The organism is Roseobacter sp. MH60115, assembly GCF_015644665.1.
Lineage (GTDB): Bacteria > Pseudomonadota > Alphaproteobacteria > Rhodobacterales > Rhodobacteraceae > Roseobacter.
This window is the reverse complement of sequence record NZ_JADOBQ010000004.1, coordinates 7,501-22,609: the sequence shown is the minus strand read 5'-3', so window position 1 is coordinate 22,609 and position 15,109 is coordinate 7,501. Positions and strand designations below refer to the sequence as shown.

Below are 15,109 nucleotides of genomic sequence, written 5' to 3'. Positions count from 1 at the left end.
GATTATCGTGCCACGCCCAAGCGCCCGTTTGCCGCAAGAGTGCCGGAGCAGAGACGTTATGCGCTCCGGGGCGGCTTAATGCGCAGCCGGATAGCAAAGCACTCTTGTGTCTACCGTCGGGGCAGGCGCAACCGTGCCAATCCGGTCCAATACGTTGCGGTAGGAGGCCGTCGCCAACCGGATCAGCAGGCTTTCTGCTGGCGAGGTTTTACGGGCAGAGGGCTGAGCCGTCATCACGTGCGCCGTCGTTTTGCTTTCTGGGCGGGCACCATTTTTGTCAGTGCGCGATGCTTTTTCCCCTGCCGCAGCTTTGGCCCGGTCTCCTGCTTTTCTGGAGGTTTGGCCTGTGCCCGACGCGCGGCGTTCAGTATTCCGTTGTGCAAACTCCTGGCGGTCGCGGCATTCTCCGTCAGGCTTTTTCGGGGCTTGGTCTCTGAGATGAGCGATCAATGTGTCGGCGGCGGCATTAATACGTGCCATGTGACGCGATGACCGCACTGGATCGCTGGACCGGTCAGGATGATACTTAAGCGCCAGCGCGCGCCGTACCCGCCGTACATCGGCCAGCGTTGCTTCATCAGTCAAGCCCAGGACGCGGGCTGCATGTTTCGGTGTTGCTGACATTTTATCTCCGAACCGTGACTGAAGAAGTTAAGATGTCTCCACTATATTGAGAAAAATTTTACACGAATACGAATACATTTGATTTTGGTTAACTGCCGCTCGCAAGCGCGCGACAAAGATCTGCTGTCAAATCTGCGGGTCGGTTTGGTCCATCAGACGCATGCTATCAAAGGGTGTCGCCTCTGTGATACCTGCTAGCCGCAGCCCAAAGATGCCAGGGGGAACAATATGCTGTTCCCGCTTTGTTTGACCTCGCCTCATCTAATCCAAACAGGGCCGTTCTGATCTTCTACGGCAAAACCGGAGAGATTGGATGGCAGATGATGCAAGTGGCCGCTGACCTTGGCCTTTTCATGCACATATGCACTAGAAGAGAAAGGCGATCCCTTCGCCCGTCAAGAACATGGACCTAACGCAGCGTCTAGCTGAACACCGTACAGGCCTCCAAATTACTTGGGCATGGGTCAAAGGTCATTCAGATGACCAAGGGAACGAAGAAGTCGATGGCATGGCTTCACAGCAAGCACAACTCGCACAGGAAGCCTCCCAATCGAGCCGGGTACTGAACTAGCCCACCGAAACATCTGCAGACCAGCTCTGCAATCTGAAGCCCCCCCAAACTCTGGGAACGAGGCATTCAGATTTGCTGCCCCCAATCTTTTAGAAAAGAGTCACTCCATGACAAACGCAACCCCTGCGTCCCTCCTGAGCCTGATCGTGGGGGCAAGACCTCACGCGGTCACGACTACTACCACTTCGCTAAAGTCGCACCTCCCAAGAACCCCACAGAGATGACATCAGGGAAAGCTGCGACGAAACACTGGGCGATGTGAGCGTGTAGGTAGGTGCTATCAAGTTCCTACGGTAGTCGTTGAGTGGAGCCTCAGGGGAAGGCGGCACAACGAAAGAGATCGACGCGGCATGCTGCCTCGATCCAATCCCCCTCGTAAATGGAGATCGTCCGATGACACCGATAAAGTCCTTCCTTCTGGCCGCAGCAACAGCGCTGATGGTGCCGACCGCTGCAACCCCGCAGCAAGCCCCCCTCGTAGACCCAACGAATACTGTCGAGGCGAAGCTGCAGACGCTGCTGGACCGCGAAGAAATCCGCCAGGTCATCACCAATTATGGTCTGGCGTTCGACATGCAGGACTGGGAGCTGCACTGATCAGTCTTCACCGATGAGATCCAGATGGATTTCACCGCGTCATTGGGCGGAGGATTGCAGAGCATATCGGTCGACGCCTGGGTCAACGCGGTCAAACCCTTTTTGCCAATCTCAAAGGCACGCAGCATATCGCCATGCCGCTGATCATCGAGATCGACGGAGACACGGCCTATGTCCGCGTGATGTTGCACGCCCAGTATCACTTGCCCAATGTCAGGGGTGGCCCGGTTCAGACCATGATCGGATATTATGACAACTGGCTGGTGCGCACTGAAATGGGGTGGAAGATCACGAAGATGGTGCAGACGATCACCTGGAATGAGGGCAATTGGTACATCGTCGAAAAGGCCGCCGGATTGAGCGAGTGACCGTTGCGCGGGCGCGCGGTTATGACCCGGGGCTGGGTCCACCGCTGTGGGTGCGTCAACCGTTTTTCGCGATCTCACGCTTGTGCGCCTCAAGAAAGGCCCGAACTGCCTTCGTTTTCCGGTCTGATCGCCACATCAGCCCGATGGAGATCGGATCAAAGCCCGACACGGGCCGACGGGTCACCCCCGGCGGCAGATCGGGCAACACATAGGACGCATGCAGGAAACACCCGAGCCCGTCGCGCACATACTCCGGCCCCGTCGAGGGTTGGGACACGTGGTAGGCAATGCGGGCCTCGGGATGTGCGGACTGCATCAGGCGCAGCACCTTGTCATAAAGCGGTGAATTGAGATGTCGGGCGAAGGTGATCACGCTGTCCCCAGCCAGCCGGTCCAGCGGAAGCTCGTCGAACTGCGACAAGGCGTGGTCCTCTGGGATCGCTGCCATCCAGACGCCGCTCATGGTCTCGCGCCCCGCAAGATCGGGATGGTCCGGGGGCAGGAAGCCGACACCGACCTCGATGTCGCGGGCAACAAGCGCATGCAGCACAGCGTCGGAATGCAGCTCTGACATCCGGACGTCGATCTCGGGGTGTTTCTGCCTGAGATCACCCAGAACTTGGCTCAGATGCGGAACCTTCAGATACTCAAGAAAGGCAATCCGCAGTAGCGTGTCGTCCTGCGCTGCAAGGCGTTTGATCTCGGCCTGGGCCTTCTCCAGCTGCATTAGTGCGTCCCGAGCAGCAGGCAACAGGACTTTGCCGGCCTGGGTTAAACTTACCTTGCGCCGATCGCGATCAAAGAGCTTCACACCCAGGGATTTTTCAAGCGCTGCGATCTGCTGACTGAGCGCGGGTTGCGTCATCGCGACCTGTTCGGCCGCCTTGCGAAAGTGCAGCGTCTGGGCGACCGCCACAAAACACTCGTATCGCCTGAATCCTGACATGACCCAAATCTGCCAGAACAGCCTTTAATAAGCAATGCCTATCACAGAACGGGCCATTCGAATTGGCAATCAAGCCCCAGCAGCGTGATGTTTGTGAGGACCAGACAACAGATCAAACCGGAGACATGACAATGAAACCGCTCAACAAGATCATCTATATCGAAGCCTCGCCACGCAAGGAACGCTCACATTCCATCGCACTGGCGACGCAATTTCTGGCTGACATCCAGACTGCAAACCCAACCGTCGAAATCGACCGGATGGACCTGTGGAACACCGACCTGCCAGACTTCAACGGTGCGCTGATCGATGCCAAATATGCCCTGCTGAATGGCGAGGATCCGACCTCCGACCAGGCCCGTGCCTGGAAAAGCGTGACGCAGGTCATTGATCGCATCGCCGATGCGGACCTGATCGTGATCTCGACCCCGATGTGGAACTTCGGCGTGCCCTATGTCCTCAAGCACCTGATCGATATCATCGCGCAACCCGGCTACACCTATCAGCCCCGTGCGGATGCCCCTTATGAGAATTGGGGGCTGCTCAGCGGCAAATCCGCTGTGGTTATCACCGCGCGCGGCGGCACCGTCGCCCCCGGAACCGGCGTCGAAGACTGGGATTTCCAGGCGCGCTATCTCGACTATGCGCTGAAATTTATCGGCATCCAGGACGTCACTCAGGTGGCCGTCGAACTGACCGCCGTTGACAAGGCGCACCTGCCGGACCAGCAGGCCGCTGCGGCGCAAACACTTTCACAACTGGCCAAACAACTGACCAAACCGGCAGCCGCAACCGTGGCCGCCTGACACACATCGAAAGGAGCAAGACCATGACACAGTTTTTCAAAACCACCGCTCTCGCAGCCGTATTCGCGCTTGGCGTCGCTGGATTAGGACAGGCCCAAGACACCGCGGACGACGCGGAATTGCGCCAATTGACCGGTGCCTGGGTGGCGGGTTGGAGCACCAGCCCCGACGCCCCGTTCTCGATTGATCAGATCGCCCATCTCTACGTTCAGGACGAACGTCTGTTTTCCTACGACTTTGGCCGGCCGCATAATGGCGTCGAAGGCTGGGACGCCGCATCGCGCTACTATGAGGGTTTCATGGCGCTGCCTGCGGAATGGATGCTGGTCCCGGCGGACGACATGCGCGTCACGGTCCGGGGTGACATCGCCTGGACCACCGTATCGCTGTCGGGATCGGGCACCATGCCTAACGGAGATCCGATTGCCTTTCCGGAGGCCCGCGTAACCCTGATCTTTGAAAAACAGGAGGACGGGGCGTGGCGGATCATCCACGAGCACGGCTCGTCTGCGGTTCCCTTCCCGGACCCAGAGACCACACGGTCGCTCATCAGCGATGACCGCAACTGAGGAGCAAGGCCATGACGACGCCAATCCTGATCAACAAGTCATCGCTACGGCGTGCTGCCCTTCTATGGGCAGCCATCTTCCCCCTCATCACCCTGGTGCTGGCCCTGACCGGGCCGGTCATCGGGGACTGGCCGCTGATCGCAAGAACGCTGGTTCTGACGTTGATCGTCGTCCCGCTTCTGAACTTTCTCATTATGCCGCATCTGATGGCGCGCTTCGGCCGCTGGGTCGAGGCTGGCTGAGACAATCCACGACCGAAAGGACTGAAACCATGACACCGCACGCGCAGATTACCGAAGGCATGAACAGATGGTTCGCGGCCTGGAACATCGGCACCAATCCCTTTGATATCGAGAGGCTGCGCGCGCTGTTCTCGACCGGCCAGATCCATGTCGTTGACAGTTTCGACGACAAGGTCGTGGTGCTGAAGAGTTTCGACGCCTACGCCCGCACCTGGACCTTGTCGGGATTCCGCAGCTGGTCCATCGTGCCCATCGGAGAGCCCCAGATCCGCATATCGGGCGACCTCGCCGTCGTGACATTCGCCTTTCTGGGTGACGACATCTCGACCAGGGGTGACAAAGCATCGGCAGCACAGCACGGCACCCATGCCGGGGTATGCGACGGTCCAAACACGGCGACCTGTCCCCAATGAAAAAAGCCGCCCCGAGGGAGCGGCTTTTTTGCATCACGTGGTTTGATCAGCCCTGACGGGCTTTGAACCGACGCTGGGTCTTGTTGATCACGTAGACGCGGCCTTTGCGACGCACAATGCGGCAGTCGCGGTGCCGGTTCTTGAGCGAGCGGAGCGAATTGCGAACCTTCATGGTCGTCTCCTCATGTCTTCTTCTCAGTCGGCGCGCTGGCCAGCGCCGGGGTTGCGGGTCGTCCGGCGGGCCGGACGGGTGAAACAGGTGGTGGGCGATACTGGGATCGAACCAGTGACCCCTTCGATGTCAACGAAGTGCTCTACCGCTGAGCTAATCACCCACTTTACCTGCGCGAAACCCTGTGCCCCAAACAAAAATGGGGCGCGAAAAGTCGCGCCGGTAGCGGGGTCTTTAAAAGGAGTCGCGCATAAGATCAAGGGCTTTTGGTTTTTGGTTTTTCTGCGCTATGGTCAGGGCCGGAGGAAGGCGTATGTCGAAGTCAGCGTTTGAAGTCAGTTATCCCGAAAGCAATGCGTCCTGCGTGGTTTTCGCGTCCCCTCACAGCGGACGGGAATACCCGTGGTCTCTGCTGCGCACAACCGTTCTGGATGATCTGGCGATCCGCACCTCCGAAGATGCCTTTGTGGATCAGCTGTTTGACTGCGCCCCGCAATTTGGCGCGACTTTTCTCAAGGCTGGCGCGCCCCGCGCCTTCGTCGATTTGAACCGCAGCAGCGACGAGCTTGACCCCGCCCTGATCGAAGGCGTGCGGCGCCGGGGGCACAACCCGCGTGTGGCTTCGGGCCTCGGGGTCATTCCGCGCGTGGTGGCCAATGGCCGTGCGATTTACCGCGGCAAGATCACCCTTGTGGAAGCCAAGCGGCGGCTGGATGACTATTGGCATCCTTATCACAACACGTTGCAGAGTCTGCTGGATGAGGCAGTGAATCACCATGGGCAGGCGGTACTGATCGATTGCCACTCCATGCCACATGAGGCGGTGCAAGGCATCGCCCGTTCCGGTGCGAAACGCCCAGAGATTGTGCTGGGGGACCGTTTTGGCGCAGCAGCAGCGGGTGACGTTGTGGACCGTGTTGAAGCGGCTTTTGCCTCGGCCGGCTTTGTCGTGACCCGCAACGCGCCTTTTGCCGGCGCCTATGTGACGCAGGCTTATGGACGCCCCACGCGCGGCCAGCATGCGGTACAGGTGGAGATCGATCGCGCCATCTACATGGACGAATCCCTGATCCGCCCTTCCGAGCATTTCGCCGATGTTCAGCGCACCCTGCGTGGTGTGATCGCGGACATTGCCCAAATCGGTCAGGAACGGACGCCGCTGGCGGCTGAATAGGCGCTATCGCAGCGCGCGACCTTTCAGAATGGCATCCGGCCCAAAGCGGGCACGGATGGCATCGGTAGCGCGCTCGGCCTCGCCGCGCCGTTTCGCCTGTGGGTCAAGCAGATCACTTGATCTGTCGGCATCCTCGGCTCCGATCAGATCGGAGAGACCGCACCCCAACAACCGGTAGGGACCCTGATCGCCGACCTGATCGAAAAGTCCACGCGCGGTGCGATAGACCGTATCGGCCATCTGCGTTGCGTCGCGCAGGCTCAGCCGCCTTGAGATCAGCGAGTGATCCGCCCGTTTCAGTTTCAGCGTAACCACGCGGCCTGCGAGCCCCTTGGCCTTGGCGCGATCGGCCACTTTTTCGGCCATCCGCCAGAGATGGCCGTCCAAAAGCTCAGGGTCGGAGGTGTCCTCGTGAAAGGTGGTCTCGTTGGAGATCGATTTCATCGGCGTATGTGCCGAGACACGGCGGCGATCCTGACCCCGCGCCAGGTGCCACAGGCGGTCCCCCATCGATCCGAACCGCGCAATCAATTCGGTGCGGTCCCAGCGCAACAGATCGGAAAAGGTGCGGATACCGGCCTTGTCGAGTGAGGCTTGCGTGGCGGCCCCCACGCCCCAGATCAGCCGTACCGGCTGGTCCCGCAAGAAATCATCCGTTTCCGCCTTGCCGATGATCGAAAACCCGTGCGGTTTGTCGAGATCGGAGGCGACCTTGGCCAAGAACTTGTTGTGGCTGAGACCGATGGAGCCGGTCAGGCCCAGCTCGTCACGCATGCGTTTGATCAGTCGCGCCAGCATCACCGCGGGCGGGTGACCATGCAGCCGCGCGGTGCCGGAGAGATCCATGAAGGCCTCGTCCAGCGACAGGGGTTCAATGTCGGGCGTCAGCTCTTCCATCATCTGACGAATGGCGCGGGAGGCATCAACATAGGCCTCCATCCGTGGTTTGATGATCACCGCGTCGGGGCAGAGTTTCAGCGCCTGGAACATCGGCATCGCCGAGCGGACACCCCGAATGCGCGCCACATAGCAGGCGGTGGAAACCACACCGCGCCGCCCGCCGCCGATAATGACCGGTTTGCTCATCAGGCTGGGGTCATCGCGCTTTTCCACCGAGGCATAGAAGGCATCGCAGTCCATATGGGCAATGGAGAGGGTATAAAGCTCGTCATGCACAACCACGCGCGGGCTGCCGCAGGCGGGGCAACGGCGGCTGTCGTCAAATTCGGTCAGGCAATCGCGGCAAAGTGCGGGCATAATCCGGCGGTTCGGTTAAGGTGCGTGCATGTCCCGATCTTACGCCACTGCAGATGAAATGAACATGCCGTTCACGGGGGCCAAGCTGGCCCTGCTGGTGGGCCACCGGATCATCGTGATCCTGCGCGATGACATTCCGACGATCCCGTTTCCGGGCTATTGGGACCTGCCAGGGGGCGGGCGGGAGGCGGGAGAGCCACCGCTGGCCTGCGCGTTGCGGGAGACCTTTGAGGAGCTGGGTCTGACGATCCGGCCCGACGTGATTTCCTGGGGGCGGTGTTTCCCCTCTGAGAGCGAGGTGAACTGGTTCTTTGTCGCGCATGTGCCCGAAGAGATCGTGGGTTCCATCCGGTTTGGAGATGAGGGCCAGCGTTGGGAGGTGATGGCTGTCACCGACTTTCTGAACCACCCCAAGGCCGTGCCGAATTTCAAGATACGGCTGGCCATCTACCTGGCAGAAGAACGGGAGCTTTTAAGGAAAAACCCCCCGCTGATCTGAGCGGGGGGAGGTAACGAACCTCAGGAAGACGTGGTTCGTTGGGGAGTATCACCTTACGTCAACTTACCACCTAAAGGCGAATTCGCCTAATAACCAAAAAGTCTTAAAGACCACATCCTGTGGTCTGTTGTGTTACGGCCACAGTGTCTTGCGGTCCCTCTTTGGACCCAATGGGTGCGTTCCGGTTGTGGACAATTCCGAATTCTGACGTTGGATCAGTGGTTTGGGCTGTGGGCCTGCGGGCTGTTCAATTCGGCCAGAATCGCCTCTGCAGACGCGCGCGGATTTGCCGATTGCCAGACCGGACGGCCGACGACGACATGGTCCGCACCCGCAGAAATAGCATTCGCGGGGGTCGCCACACGTTTCTGGTCACCAAGATCCGCGCCTGCAGGACGGACGCCGGGGGTGACGATCAGGCGATCCCGGGCCTCTGGCAGGGCGCGGATTCGCGCGGCTTCCTGGGGGGAGGCGATCACACCGTCGGCGCCGGCCTCAAGGGCCGCGGCGGCACGTGCGACAACCAGATCCGGCACATCGCCCTGACGGATCTGGCAGGCATCAAGATCGGATCGGTCCAGCGATGTCAGGATGGTAACGGCCAGGATTTTCATCTCCGACCCGCCCGCGCCTTCCTTTGCGGCGGCGACCACATGCGGGTCACCGTGCACGGTGAGAAAATCGAGATCGAACTGTGCCAGTCCCCGGACGGCGGCTTCTATCGTGGCGCTGATGTCGAAGAGTTTCATGTCCAGGAAGATGCGTTTGCCATGCTCCTGTTTGAGCTCATTGGCCAGCGCCAGACCGCCGCCTGTCAGCATGCCCAGACCGATCTTGTAGAAATTGACGGCGTCGCCGAGCTGCGTGGCCAGCTGATGACCTGCCAGAGCATTTGGCACATCCAGCGCCACGATCAGTCTGTCATCCACCATATGCCGCTCCTTTTGCCATCGGTGTCTCTTAGGCGGAACGGGTCTGCCTGTCCATTGCACAGCAGGGCGGAAAAAGACCCGGAGGCATCTCCCATGCGCTCCGGGTCAAGGTGATAAGCCGATCAGAAGCGTGCGGCCTTCCCGTCAAGCGGGCAAGTTACCGGCAAACCGAGGTTTGCTCCTGTGGCAGATTGCGCCCCCGGGCCTGAAGTGGAACTGTGAGGACCCGGGGCACAATTGGAACTGGCAGAACAAGCCAACTGGTTACATACGATGAAGGACTGCGGTGCGGGTACGCCTTCACATGGCATCAAAGATAGGGGATCAGAGGGGGTCAAAAACGGGGAAAGGGCGGCGGCTATTCCCACAAGGGTTGCTCGTTTGATTCATATCAGAGCAACCACTTGCAGGATAAGGTATCGCAAATGCGGGGCGTAGCAGCCTCTTGAAGCGGGCTCGCCTGCGCCCCAAATAAACCTCAAGGTCCTGACCGCTGTCGTGCCGCTATGCCGGGCGCAGCACATCCGGGACGCTTTACATAAAGGAGAATACCCATGGACTTGACCAAGTTCACGGAGCGATCGCGCGGTTTCATTCAGGCGGCACAGACAATTGCGACGCGCGACAGCCATCAGCGGCTGGCGCCTGAACACATCCTCAAGGCACTGATGGACGACGATCAGGGGTTGGCGAGCAACCTGATTGCCGCTGCGGGTGGCAAGCCTGCAGATGTCGTGCAATCGGTTGAGCTGGCCTTGTCCAAGATGCCCAAGGTCAGCGGCGATGCCGCCCAGGTCTATCTTGACAATGCGACGCAGAAGGTGCTGGCAGAGGCCGAGGCCCTGGCCAAGAAGGCAGGCGACAGCTTTGTCCCGGTTGAGCGCATCCTGATGGCGCTCTGCATGGTGAAATCGGCTGCCAAAACCGCGCTGGACGCAGGTGGCGTAACTGCACAGGGGCTGAACACGGCGATCAACGACGTTCGTAAGGGCCGCACCGCCGACACCGCCAACGCCGAAGAAGGATACGACGCGCTGAAGAAATACGCGATGGACCTTACGGAGCGCGCTGAGGCAGGCAAGATCGACCCGATCATTGGCCGTGACGAAGAGATTCGCCGCGCCATGCAGGTGTTGAGCCGTCGGACCAAGAACAACCCCGTCCTCATTGGTGAGCCCGGTGTCGGTAAAACGGCGATTGCCGAAGGCCTTGCTCTGCGTATCGTGAACGGCGACGTGCCCGAATCCCTGCGCAACAAGAAGCTGCTGGCGCTGGATATGGGCGCGCTGATTGCTGGCGCGAAGTACCGGGGTGAATTCGAAGAGCGGCTGAAAGCTGTTCTGACCGAGGTCACTGAGGCCGCAGGGGAGATCATCCTCTTTATCGACGAAATGCACACGCTGGTGGGGGCAGGCAAGGCAGACGGCGCGATGGATGCCGCGAACCTGATTAAACCTGCCTTGGCGCGGGGTGAGTTGCACTGCGTGGGTGCGACCACGCTCGATGAATACCGCAAGTATGTGGAGAAGGACGCAGCCCTTGCGCGGCGGTTCCAGCCCGTCATGGTGCTGGAGCCGACGGTGGAAGATACCGTATCTATTTTGCGCGGTATCAAAGAGAAGTACGAGCTGCACCACGGCGTGCGAATTTCGGACTCGGCGCTGGTGGCCGCAGCCACACTCAGCCACCGCTACATTACCGACCGATTCCTGCCGGATAAAGCCATCGACCTTGTCGATGAGGCGGCGAGCCGGTTGCGCATGGAAGTGGACAGCAAGCCCGAAGAACTGGATGCGCTGGACCGCCAGATCTTGCAGATGCAGATCGAGGCCGAGGCTCTGCGTCTGGAAGATGACGCGGCGAGTAAGGACCGCCTGACCACGCTTGAAAAGGACCTCGCGGAACTGCAGGAGAAAAGCGACGCGCTGACCGCCAAATGGCAGGCCGAGCGGGACAAGATGGCAGGCGCGCGGGACATCAAGGAAAAACTGGATCACGCCCGTGCCGAGCTTGAGATTGCCAAGCGGGAAGGCAATTTGGCGAAGGCCGGTGAGCTGTCCTATGGGGTGATCCCTCAGCTTGAAAAACAGCTGGGCGAGGCCGAGGGTCGCGACGAAACCGATGTGCTGGTGGAAGAGGCCGTGCGCCCCGACCAGATTGCCAGTGTTGTCGAACGCTGGACGGGTATCCCGGCGGGCAAGATGCTGGAAGGCGAACGCGACAAGCTGCTGCGCATGGAAGATCAGTTGCACACGCGCGTGATCGGTCAGGAAACCGCCGTGCGTTCGGTTGCCAATGCGGTACGGCGCGCACGTGCTGGTCTGAACGACGAGAACCGGCCTTTGGGATCTTTCCTCTTCCTCGGTCCGACCGGTGTGGGCAAGACCGAGCTGACCAAGGCCGTGGCCGAGTTCCTCTTTGACGATGACAGCGCGATGGTGCGCATCGACATGTCGGAGTTCATGGAGAAACACAGCGTGGCGCGTCTGATCGGGGCTCCTCCCGGCTATGTGGGTTATGACGAGGGCGGTGTGCTGACGGAGGCTGTGCGGCGCAGGCCCTATCAGGTTGTGCTTTTCGACGAGGTCGAGAAGGCGCACCCGGATGTCTTCAACGTGCTGTTGCAGGTGCTTGACGATGGGATGCTCACCGATGGTCAGGGCCGCACCGTGGATTTCAAGCAGACGCTCATTATCCTGACGTCGAACCTTGGGGCGCAAAGCCTCAGCCGCTTGCCGGATGGGGCGGATGCCTCGGATGCCAAGCGCGATGTGATGGATGCGGTACGGGCGCATTTCCGTCCGGAATTCCTCAACCGACTGGACGAGACCATCATCTTTGATCGTCTGGGCCGCGAGGATATGGACGGCATCGTTGATATCCAGATGGCGCGTCTGCTCAAGCGGCTGGCCGCGCGGAAGATCACGCTGGATCTGGACGACGGCGCGCGGACCTGGCTGGCGGATGAAGGCTATGACCCGGTTTTCGGGGCGCGACCGCTCAAGCGCGTGATCCAGCGGGCGCTTCAGGACCCCCTGGCGGAGATGCTCTTGGCGGGTGACGTCAAAGACGGCGAGAGCGTGAGCGTCAGTGCGGGCAGCGAAGGGTTGATCATCGGCGACCGGATTGCCGCGTCGAACCGCCCGAAACCGGATGATGCCGTCGTACATTGACGGCGCGGTCAAAATAACTGCACAAAGGCCGGGACTTAACCCCGGCCTTTTTTATGAATTTCCCTCCAGACCTGGTGATCTTTGACTGTGACGGTGTCCTCGTGGACAGCGAACCGGTCACCAATGTGGTCATTCAGGACAATCTTGCGCGTCATGGGCTGGAAATCTCCCTTGAACGTATTGTCGATCTCTTTGTCGGGGGGACGATGGCGGGCGTGATGTCTACCGCTCGCGAGATGGGGGCACAGCTGCCGGACGGTTGGCTCGACAGTATATATAGTGAGATGTTCGAGGCGCTGGAGGCCGGGGTTGACCTTGTCCCCGGGGTTGTCGGTGTTCTCGACGCGCTGGATGCAGCCGGGATCGGTTACGCCGTCGGCTCCAACGGGCCGCACCGCAAGATGGAAATCACCCTGACCCGCACCGGGCTGCGCCAGCGTCTGGATGGTCAGATTTATTCGCGCGAAGATGTCGCCCAACCCAAACCGGCGCCTGACGTCTACCTCAAGGCGGCAGCCGAGGCGGGTGTTTCACCTGATCGCTGCGTGGTGGTCGAAGACAGCGCCAGTGGTGCCCGTGCGGGCAAGGCGGCGGGCATGTATTGCCTCGGCTATGTGGCAGAGACCGATCCGGAACGTCTGGCCCCGATCTGTGACGCTCTCTTTCAAAGCATGGACGACCTGCCCGGCATGCTGAACCTGCGCGCGCTGGCGTGAATAGTTACAGACTGCTGTCTCATTCGTGACTCGAATTGGTTTGGTCCTGCACGTACTACTCTCTACATGAGCTGAAACGCGATTGCTTTGGAGTAGATGATGGCACATCGGTGGACCAACACGCTGACGCATAAAGATGTGACGCCGCAGGCGCATTTCATGAACCGCCGCCAACTGATGGCAGGCGCGGCGTCCGGCGTGGCCCTTGCCGGTATCGGTGCGGGCGCGCAGGCCGAAGAGGCGCTGGAACCGAACCCGTGGGAAGACATCACGCAATATAATAACTTCTATGAATTCGGTACCGGCAAGAGCGATCCCGCGACGTATGCCGGCGCGTTGACGACCGATCCCTGGACGGTGGCGATCGATGGGCTTGTCGAAAAGCCGGGCGACTACAGCTTCAAGGACATCATGGCCGAGATGACGGTGGAGGAACGTATCTACCGCTTCCGCTGTGTCGAGGCCTGGTCGATGGTGATCCCCTGGAACGGATTTGAACTGGCGGACCTGCTGGCGCTGGCCGGTGTGATGCCCGAGGGCAAATACGTGCGCTTTGAAACGCTCTACCGGCCCGAAGAGATGGTGGGGCAGAAGTATCGCACCATCGACTGGCCCTATGTCGAAGGTCTACGCATGGACGAGGCGCTGCATCCGCTCACCATCATGGCGACCGGCATTTACGGTAAAACCATCCCGAACCAGAATGGCGCGCCCCTGCGTCTGGTGGTGCCGTGGAAGTATGGGTTCAAATCGATCAAGTCGATTGTGCGGATCACGGTGACCGAAGATCAGCCCGTGAACACATGGCAGGCGCTGCAAGCCAGCGAATACGGTTTCTATGCGAATGTGAACCCAACCGTGGATCACCCCCGCTGGAGCCAGGCGACGGAACGCAAGGTCGGGGGCGGTCTGTTTTCAAAGCGTGTGCCCACATTGATGTTCAACGGCTACGAAGAGGAGGTCGCCAGCCTCTATGAGGGCATGGACCTGACGGTCAATTATTAAGCCGTCTGTGTTAGGCTGATGCCATGACAATTGTTGACCGTATCAACGCCTTCGCGCGCCGGGTGCCCACATGGGTGCTCTATATACTGTATCTGTTGCCGGTGCCCTGGCTGCTCTACCTCGCGCAGACGGGGGGGTTGGGCCGCGAACCGATCAAGGCGCTGGAACATGAACTGGGCGAAATTGCCCTGCAACTGTTGATCATCGGCCTGACCATCACGCCGCTGCGCCGCTACCTCGGGATCAACCTGCTGAAGTTCCGCCGCATGTTCGGCCTGCTCGCCTTTATATATGTGTCCCTGCACCTGCTGGTCTGGCTGGTGCTGGACGTGGGCATCCTGAGCCAGATCTGGGCGGACATCCTCAAGCGCCCGTATATCACAATCGGTATGGCAGGCTTTATGCTGTTGATCCCCCTGGCGCTGACGTCAAACAACTGGTCGGTGCGCAAACTTGGAGCCGGTTGGCGCAAACTGCACCGTCTCTCTTATGTGGCCGTTATTCTGGGCGGGGTGCACTATATGATGCTGACCAAGACCTGGGCGCTGGAGCCGGTGATCTATATGGCCGTGATTCTGGGCCTGTTGGCGCTGCGGCTGCCCAAGCTGCGCAGCAAACAGGCGGCCTGAGGCCCATCCGCATCATTGTTGAGCGGTTTCGAAACCCGTGATTTGCAGATTCGACCGCAAATCACCCCGCCAAACCGATTCATTTTTGACCATTTGGACGAATCCTTTGACCCGGTGCACCTGAATCGGCAGCGATTCACCTGATTCACGCCCCGAGTCGTGCCTGATTTGCCCGGTGACTCGCGGAGTCTTGGGGATAGCCCTGTGGATAACGCTATATATAGCGGAAGCAGGGTGGGCCTTGGATGTGGCCAAACGAAATAATCCTGCTCAAAACCCATATTTTGCGAAATCTTGAGTAAGCAACCACCTGTTTTCAAAGGAAAAACAAGAAACATGTAAAAAAAATGACGTTTCCTGAAAAAAGGGGTTGCGGGTCCCCCGTACTAACCGTAGAACCCCCCCTCACCGGCGGC

General features: G+C 59.8%; 18 protein-coding genes, 1 tRNA gene and 1 pseudogene. 13 read left to right on the top strand and 7 right to left on the bottom strand.

What is annotated here, in order from left to right:
* Positions 1 to 75 precede the first annotated feature (75 nt).
* Both ISX84_RS23270 and ISX84_RS23580 read right to left on the bottom strand, forming a co-directional pair.
* Complete coding sequence (locus ISX84_RS23270; protein WP_229884316.1) at positions 76 to 234, bottom strand: hypothetical protein; 159 nt, start codon at positions 232 to 234, stop codon at positions 76 to 78.
* A gap of 222 nt (positions 235 to 456) precedes the next feature.
* Positions 457 to 624: pseudogene (locus ISX84_RS23580) on the bottom strand (J domain-containing protein); the annotation flags it as partial.
* 382 nt (positions 625 to 1,006) lie between these two features.
* On the opposite strand from ISX84_RS23580, the gene ISX84_RS23575 reads away from it, so the two are divergent.
* From ISX84_RS23575 to ISX84_RS13130, 3 genes are all read left to right on the top strand, one after another.
* Positions 1,007 to 1,195, top strand: a complete 189-nt coding sequence (locus tag ISX84_RS23575) for an RNase H family protein (protein WP_442800627.1) — start codon at positions 1,007 to 1,009, stop codon at positions 1,193 to 1,195.
* A 393-nt stretch (positions 1,196 to 1,588) separates the two neighbouring features.
* A complete protein-coding gene (locus ISX84_RS13135) occupies positions 1,589 to 1,792 on the top strand; it encodes a hypothetical protein (RefSeq protein WP_195820837.1) in 204 nt (67 codons plus the stop codon).
* A gap of 41 nt (positions 1,793 to 1,833) precedes the next feature.
* Positions 1,834 to 2,160: a nuclear transport factor 2 family protein gene (locus ISX84_RS13130; RefSeq protein ID WP_195821305.1), complete on the top strand. Its 327-nt coding sequence runs from the start codon at positions 1,834 to 1,836 to the stop codon at positions 2,158 to 2,160.
* 55 nt (positions 2,161 to 2,215) lie between these two features.
* On the opposite strand, the gene ISX84_RS13125 is transcribed toward ISX84_RS13130, so the two are convergent.
* A complete protein-coding gene (locus ISX84_RS13125; protein WP_195820836.1) occupies positions 2,216 to 3,106 on the bottom strand; it encodes a LysR family transcriptional regulator in 891 nt (296 codons plus the stop codon).
* Positions 3,107 to 3,237: 131 nt separating this feature from the next.
* Here ISX84_RS13125 and ISX84_RS13120 point away from each other — a divergent pair, with 131 nt between their 5' ends.
* From ISX84_RS13120 to ISX84_RS13105, 4 genes are read left to right on the top strand one after another with little or no spacing between them, the layout of a single operon-like run.
* Complete coding sequence (locus tag ISX84_RS13120; protein ID WP_195820835.1) at positions 3,238 to 3,912, top strand: FMN-dependent NADH-azoreductase; 675 nt, start codon at positions 3,238 to 3,240, stop codon at positions 3,910 to 3,912.
* 23 nt (positions 3,913 to 3,935) lie between these two features.
* Positions 3,936 to 4,481, top strand: a complete 546-nt coding sequence (locus ISX84_RS13115; RefSeq protein ID WP_195820834.1) for a YybH family protein — start codon at positions 3,936 to 3,938, stop codon at positions 4,479 to 4,481.
* An 11-nt stretch (positions 4,482 to 4,492) separates the two neighbouring features.
* The gene (locus ISX84_RS13110; RefSeq protein ID WP_195820833.1) at positions 4,493 to 4,723 is read left to right on the top strand and encodes a hypothetical protein; all 231 of its coding nucleotides are present in this window, start codon (positions 4,493 to 4,495) and stop codon (positions 4,721 to 4,723) included.
* A gap of 29 nt (positions 4,724 to 4,752) precedes the next feature.
* On the top strand, positions 4,753 to 5,136 hold the full coding sequence (locus ISX84_RS13105; protein WP_195820832.1) for a hypothetical protein: 384 nt from the start codon (positions 4,753 to 4,755) through the stop codon (positions 5,134 to 5,136).
* Positions 5,137 to 5,182: 46 nt separating this feature from the next.
* On the opposite strand, the gene ykgO is transcribed toward ISX84_RS13105, so the two are convergent.
* Both ykgO and ISX84_RS13095 read right to left on the bottom strand, forming a co-directional pair.
* The gene (gene ykgO / locus ISX84_RS13100) at positions 5,183 to 5,308 is read right to left on the bottom strand and encodes a type B 50S ribosomal protein L36 (protein WP_039685556.1); all 126 of its coding nucleotides are present in this window, start codon (positions 5,306 to 5,308) and stop codon (positions 5,183 to 5,185) included.
* Between the two features lie 88 nt (positions 5,309 to 5,396).
* A tRNA-Val gene (locus ISX84_RS13095) sits at positions 5,397 to 5,471 on the bottom strand.
* Between the two features lie 150 nt (positions 5,472 to 5,621).
* Between ISX84_RS13095 and ISX84_RS13090 the strand changes: the two genes are divergently transcribed.
* Positions 5,622 to 6,482 (top strand): N-formylglutamate amidohydrolase, encoded by an 861-nt coding sequence (locus tag ISX84_RS13090; protein ID WP_195820831.1) that lies wholly within the window; start codon positions 5,622 to 5,624, stop codon positions 6,480 to 6,482.
* 3 nt (positions 6,483 to 6,485) lie between these two features.
* Here the strand turns inward: ISX84_RS13090 and ISX84_RS13085 are convergent, their stop codons facing one another.
* Positions 6,486 to 7,739, bottom strand: a complete 1,254-nt coding sequence (locus tag ISX84_RS13085) for a DNA polymerase IV (protein WP_195820830.1) — start codon at positions 7,737 to 7,739, stop codon at positions 6,486 to 6,488.
* A 28-nt stretch (positions 7,740 to 7,767) separates the two neighbouring features.
* Here ISX84_RS13085 and ISX84_RS13080 point away from each other — a divergent pair, with 28 nt between their 5' ends.
* Entirely contained in the window at positions 7,768 to 8,238 is a 471-nt protein-coding gene (locus ISX84_RS13080) for an NUDIX hydrolase (RefSeq protein ID WP_229884315.1), read from the top strand.
* Between the two features lie 215 nt (positions 8,239 to 8,453).
* On the opposite strand, the gene pyrF is transcribed toward ISX84_RS13080, so the two are convergent.
* Complete coding sequence (pyrF, locus tag ISX84_RS13075) at positions 8,454 to 9,170, bottom strand: orotidine-5'-phosphate decarboxylase (protein WP_195820829.1); 717 nt, start codon at positions 9,168 to 9,170, stop codon at positions 8,454 to 8,456.
* A 554-nt stretch (positions 9,171 to 9,724) separates the two neighbouring features.
* Here pyrF and clpB point away from each other — a divergent pair.
* The 4 genes from clpB (at position 9,725) to msrQ (ending at position 14,693) form a co-directional block, all read left to right on the top strand.
* On the top strand, positions 9,725 to 12,343 hold the full coding sequence (gene clpB, locus ISX84_RS13070; RefSeq protein WP_195820828.1) for an ATP-dependent chaperone ClpB: 2,619 nt from the start codon (positions 9,725 to 9,727) through the stop codon (positions 12,341 to 12,343).
* Between the two features lie 53 nt (positions 12,344 to 12,396).
* Positions 12,397 to 13,059: an HAD family hydrolase gene (locus tag ISX84_RS13065; RefSeq protein ID WP_195820827.1), complete on the top strand. Its 663-nt coding sequence runs from the start codon at positions 12,397 to 12,399 to the stop codon at positions 13,057 to 13,059.
* 99 nt (positions 13,060 to 13,158) lie between these two features.
* Entirely contained in the window at positions 13,159 to 14,064 is a 906-nt protein-coding gene (gene msrP / locus ISX84_RS13060) for a protein-methionine-sulfoxide reductase catalytic subunit MsrP (RefSeq protein ID WP_195820826.1), read from the top strand.
* Between the two features lie 23 nt (positions 14,065 to 14,087).
* Entirely contained in the window at positions 14,088 to 14,693 is a 606-nt protein-coding gene (msrQ, locus tag ISX84_RS13055) for a protein-methionine-sulfoxide reductase heme-binding subunit MsrQ (RefSeq protein ID WP_195820825.1), read from the top strand.
* The last annotated feature ends 416 nt before the right edge of the window (positions 14,694 to 15,109 follow it).

Bases quoted from the DNA above. Each gene is read 5' to 3' on its own strand.
- ISX84_RS23270 (WP_229884316.1), bottom strand. From the start codon at position 234: ATGACGGCTCAGCCCTCTGCCCGTAAAACCTCGCCAGCAGAAAGCCTG.
- ISX84_RS13135 (WP_195820837.1), top strand. From the start codon at position 1,589: ATGACACCGATAAAGTCCTTCCTTCTGGCCGCAGCAACAGCGCTGATG.
- ISX84_RS13125 (WP_195820836.1), bottom strand. From the start codon at position 3,106: ATGTCAGGATTCAGGCGATACGAGTGTTTTGTGGCGGTCGCCCAGACG.
- ISX84_RS13120 (WP_195820835.1), top strand. From the start codon at position 3,238: ATGAAACCGCTCAACAAGATCATCTATATCGAAGCCTCGCCACGCAAG.
- ISX84_RS13115 (WP_195820834.1), top strand. From the start codon at position 3,936: ATGACACAGTTTTTCAAAACCACCGCTCTCGCAGCCGTATTCGCGCTT.
- ISX84_RS13110 (WP_195820833.1), top strand. From the start codon at position 4,493: ATGACGACGCCAATCCTGATCAACAAGTCATCGCTACGGCGTGCTGCC.
- ISX84_RS13105 (WP_195820832.1), top strand. From the start codon at position 4,753: ATGACACCGCACGCGCAGATTACCGAAGGCATGAACAGATGGTTCGCG.
- ykgO (WP_039685556.1), bottom strand. From the start codon at position 5,308: ATGAAGGTTCGCAATTCGCTCCGCTCGCTCAAGAACCGGCACCGCGAC.
- ISX84_RS13090 (WP_195820831.1), top strand. From the start codon at position 5,622: ATGTCGAAGTCAGCGTTTGAAGTCAGTTATCCCGAAAGCAATGCGTCC.
- ISX84_RS13085 (WP_195820830.1), bottom strand. From the start codon at position 7,739: ATGCCCGCACTTTGCCGCGATTGCCTGACCGAATTTGACGACAGCCGC.
- ISX84_RS13080 (WP_229884315.1), top strand. From the start codon at position 7,768: ATGTCCCGATCTTACGCCACTGCAGATGAAATGAACATGCCGTTCACG.
- pyrF (WP_195820829.1), bottom strand. From the start codon at position 9,170: ATGGTGGATGACAGACTGATCGTGGCGCTGGATGTGCCAAATGCTCTG.
- clpB (WP_195820828.1), top strand. From the start codon at position 9,725: ATGGACTTGACCAAGTTCACGGAGCGATCGCGCGGTTTCATTCAGGCG.
- ISX84_RS13065 (WP_195820827.1), top strand. From the start codon at position 12,397: ATGAATTTCCCTCCAGACCTGGTGATCTTTGACTGTGACGGTGTCCTC.
- msrP (WP_195820826.1), top strand. From the start codon at position 13,159: ATGGCACATCGGTGGACCAACACGCTGACGCATAAAGATGTGACGCCG.
- msrQ (WP_195820825.1), top strand. From the start codon at position 14,088: ATGACAATTGTTGACCGTATCAACGCCTTCGCGCGCCGGGTGCCCACA.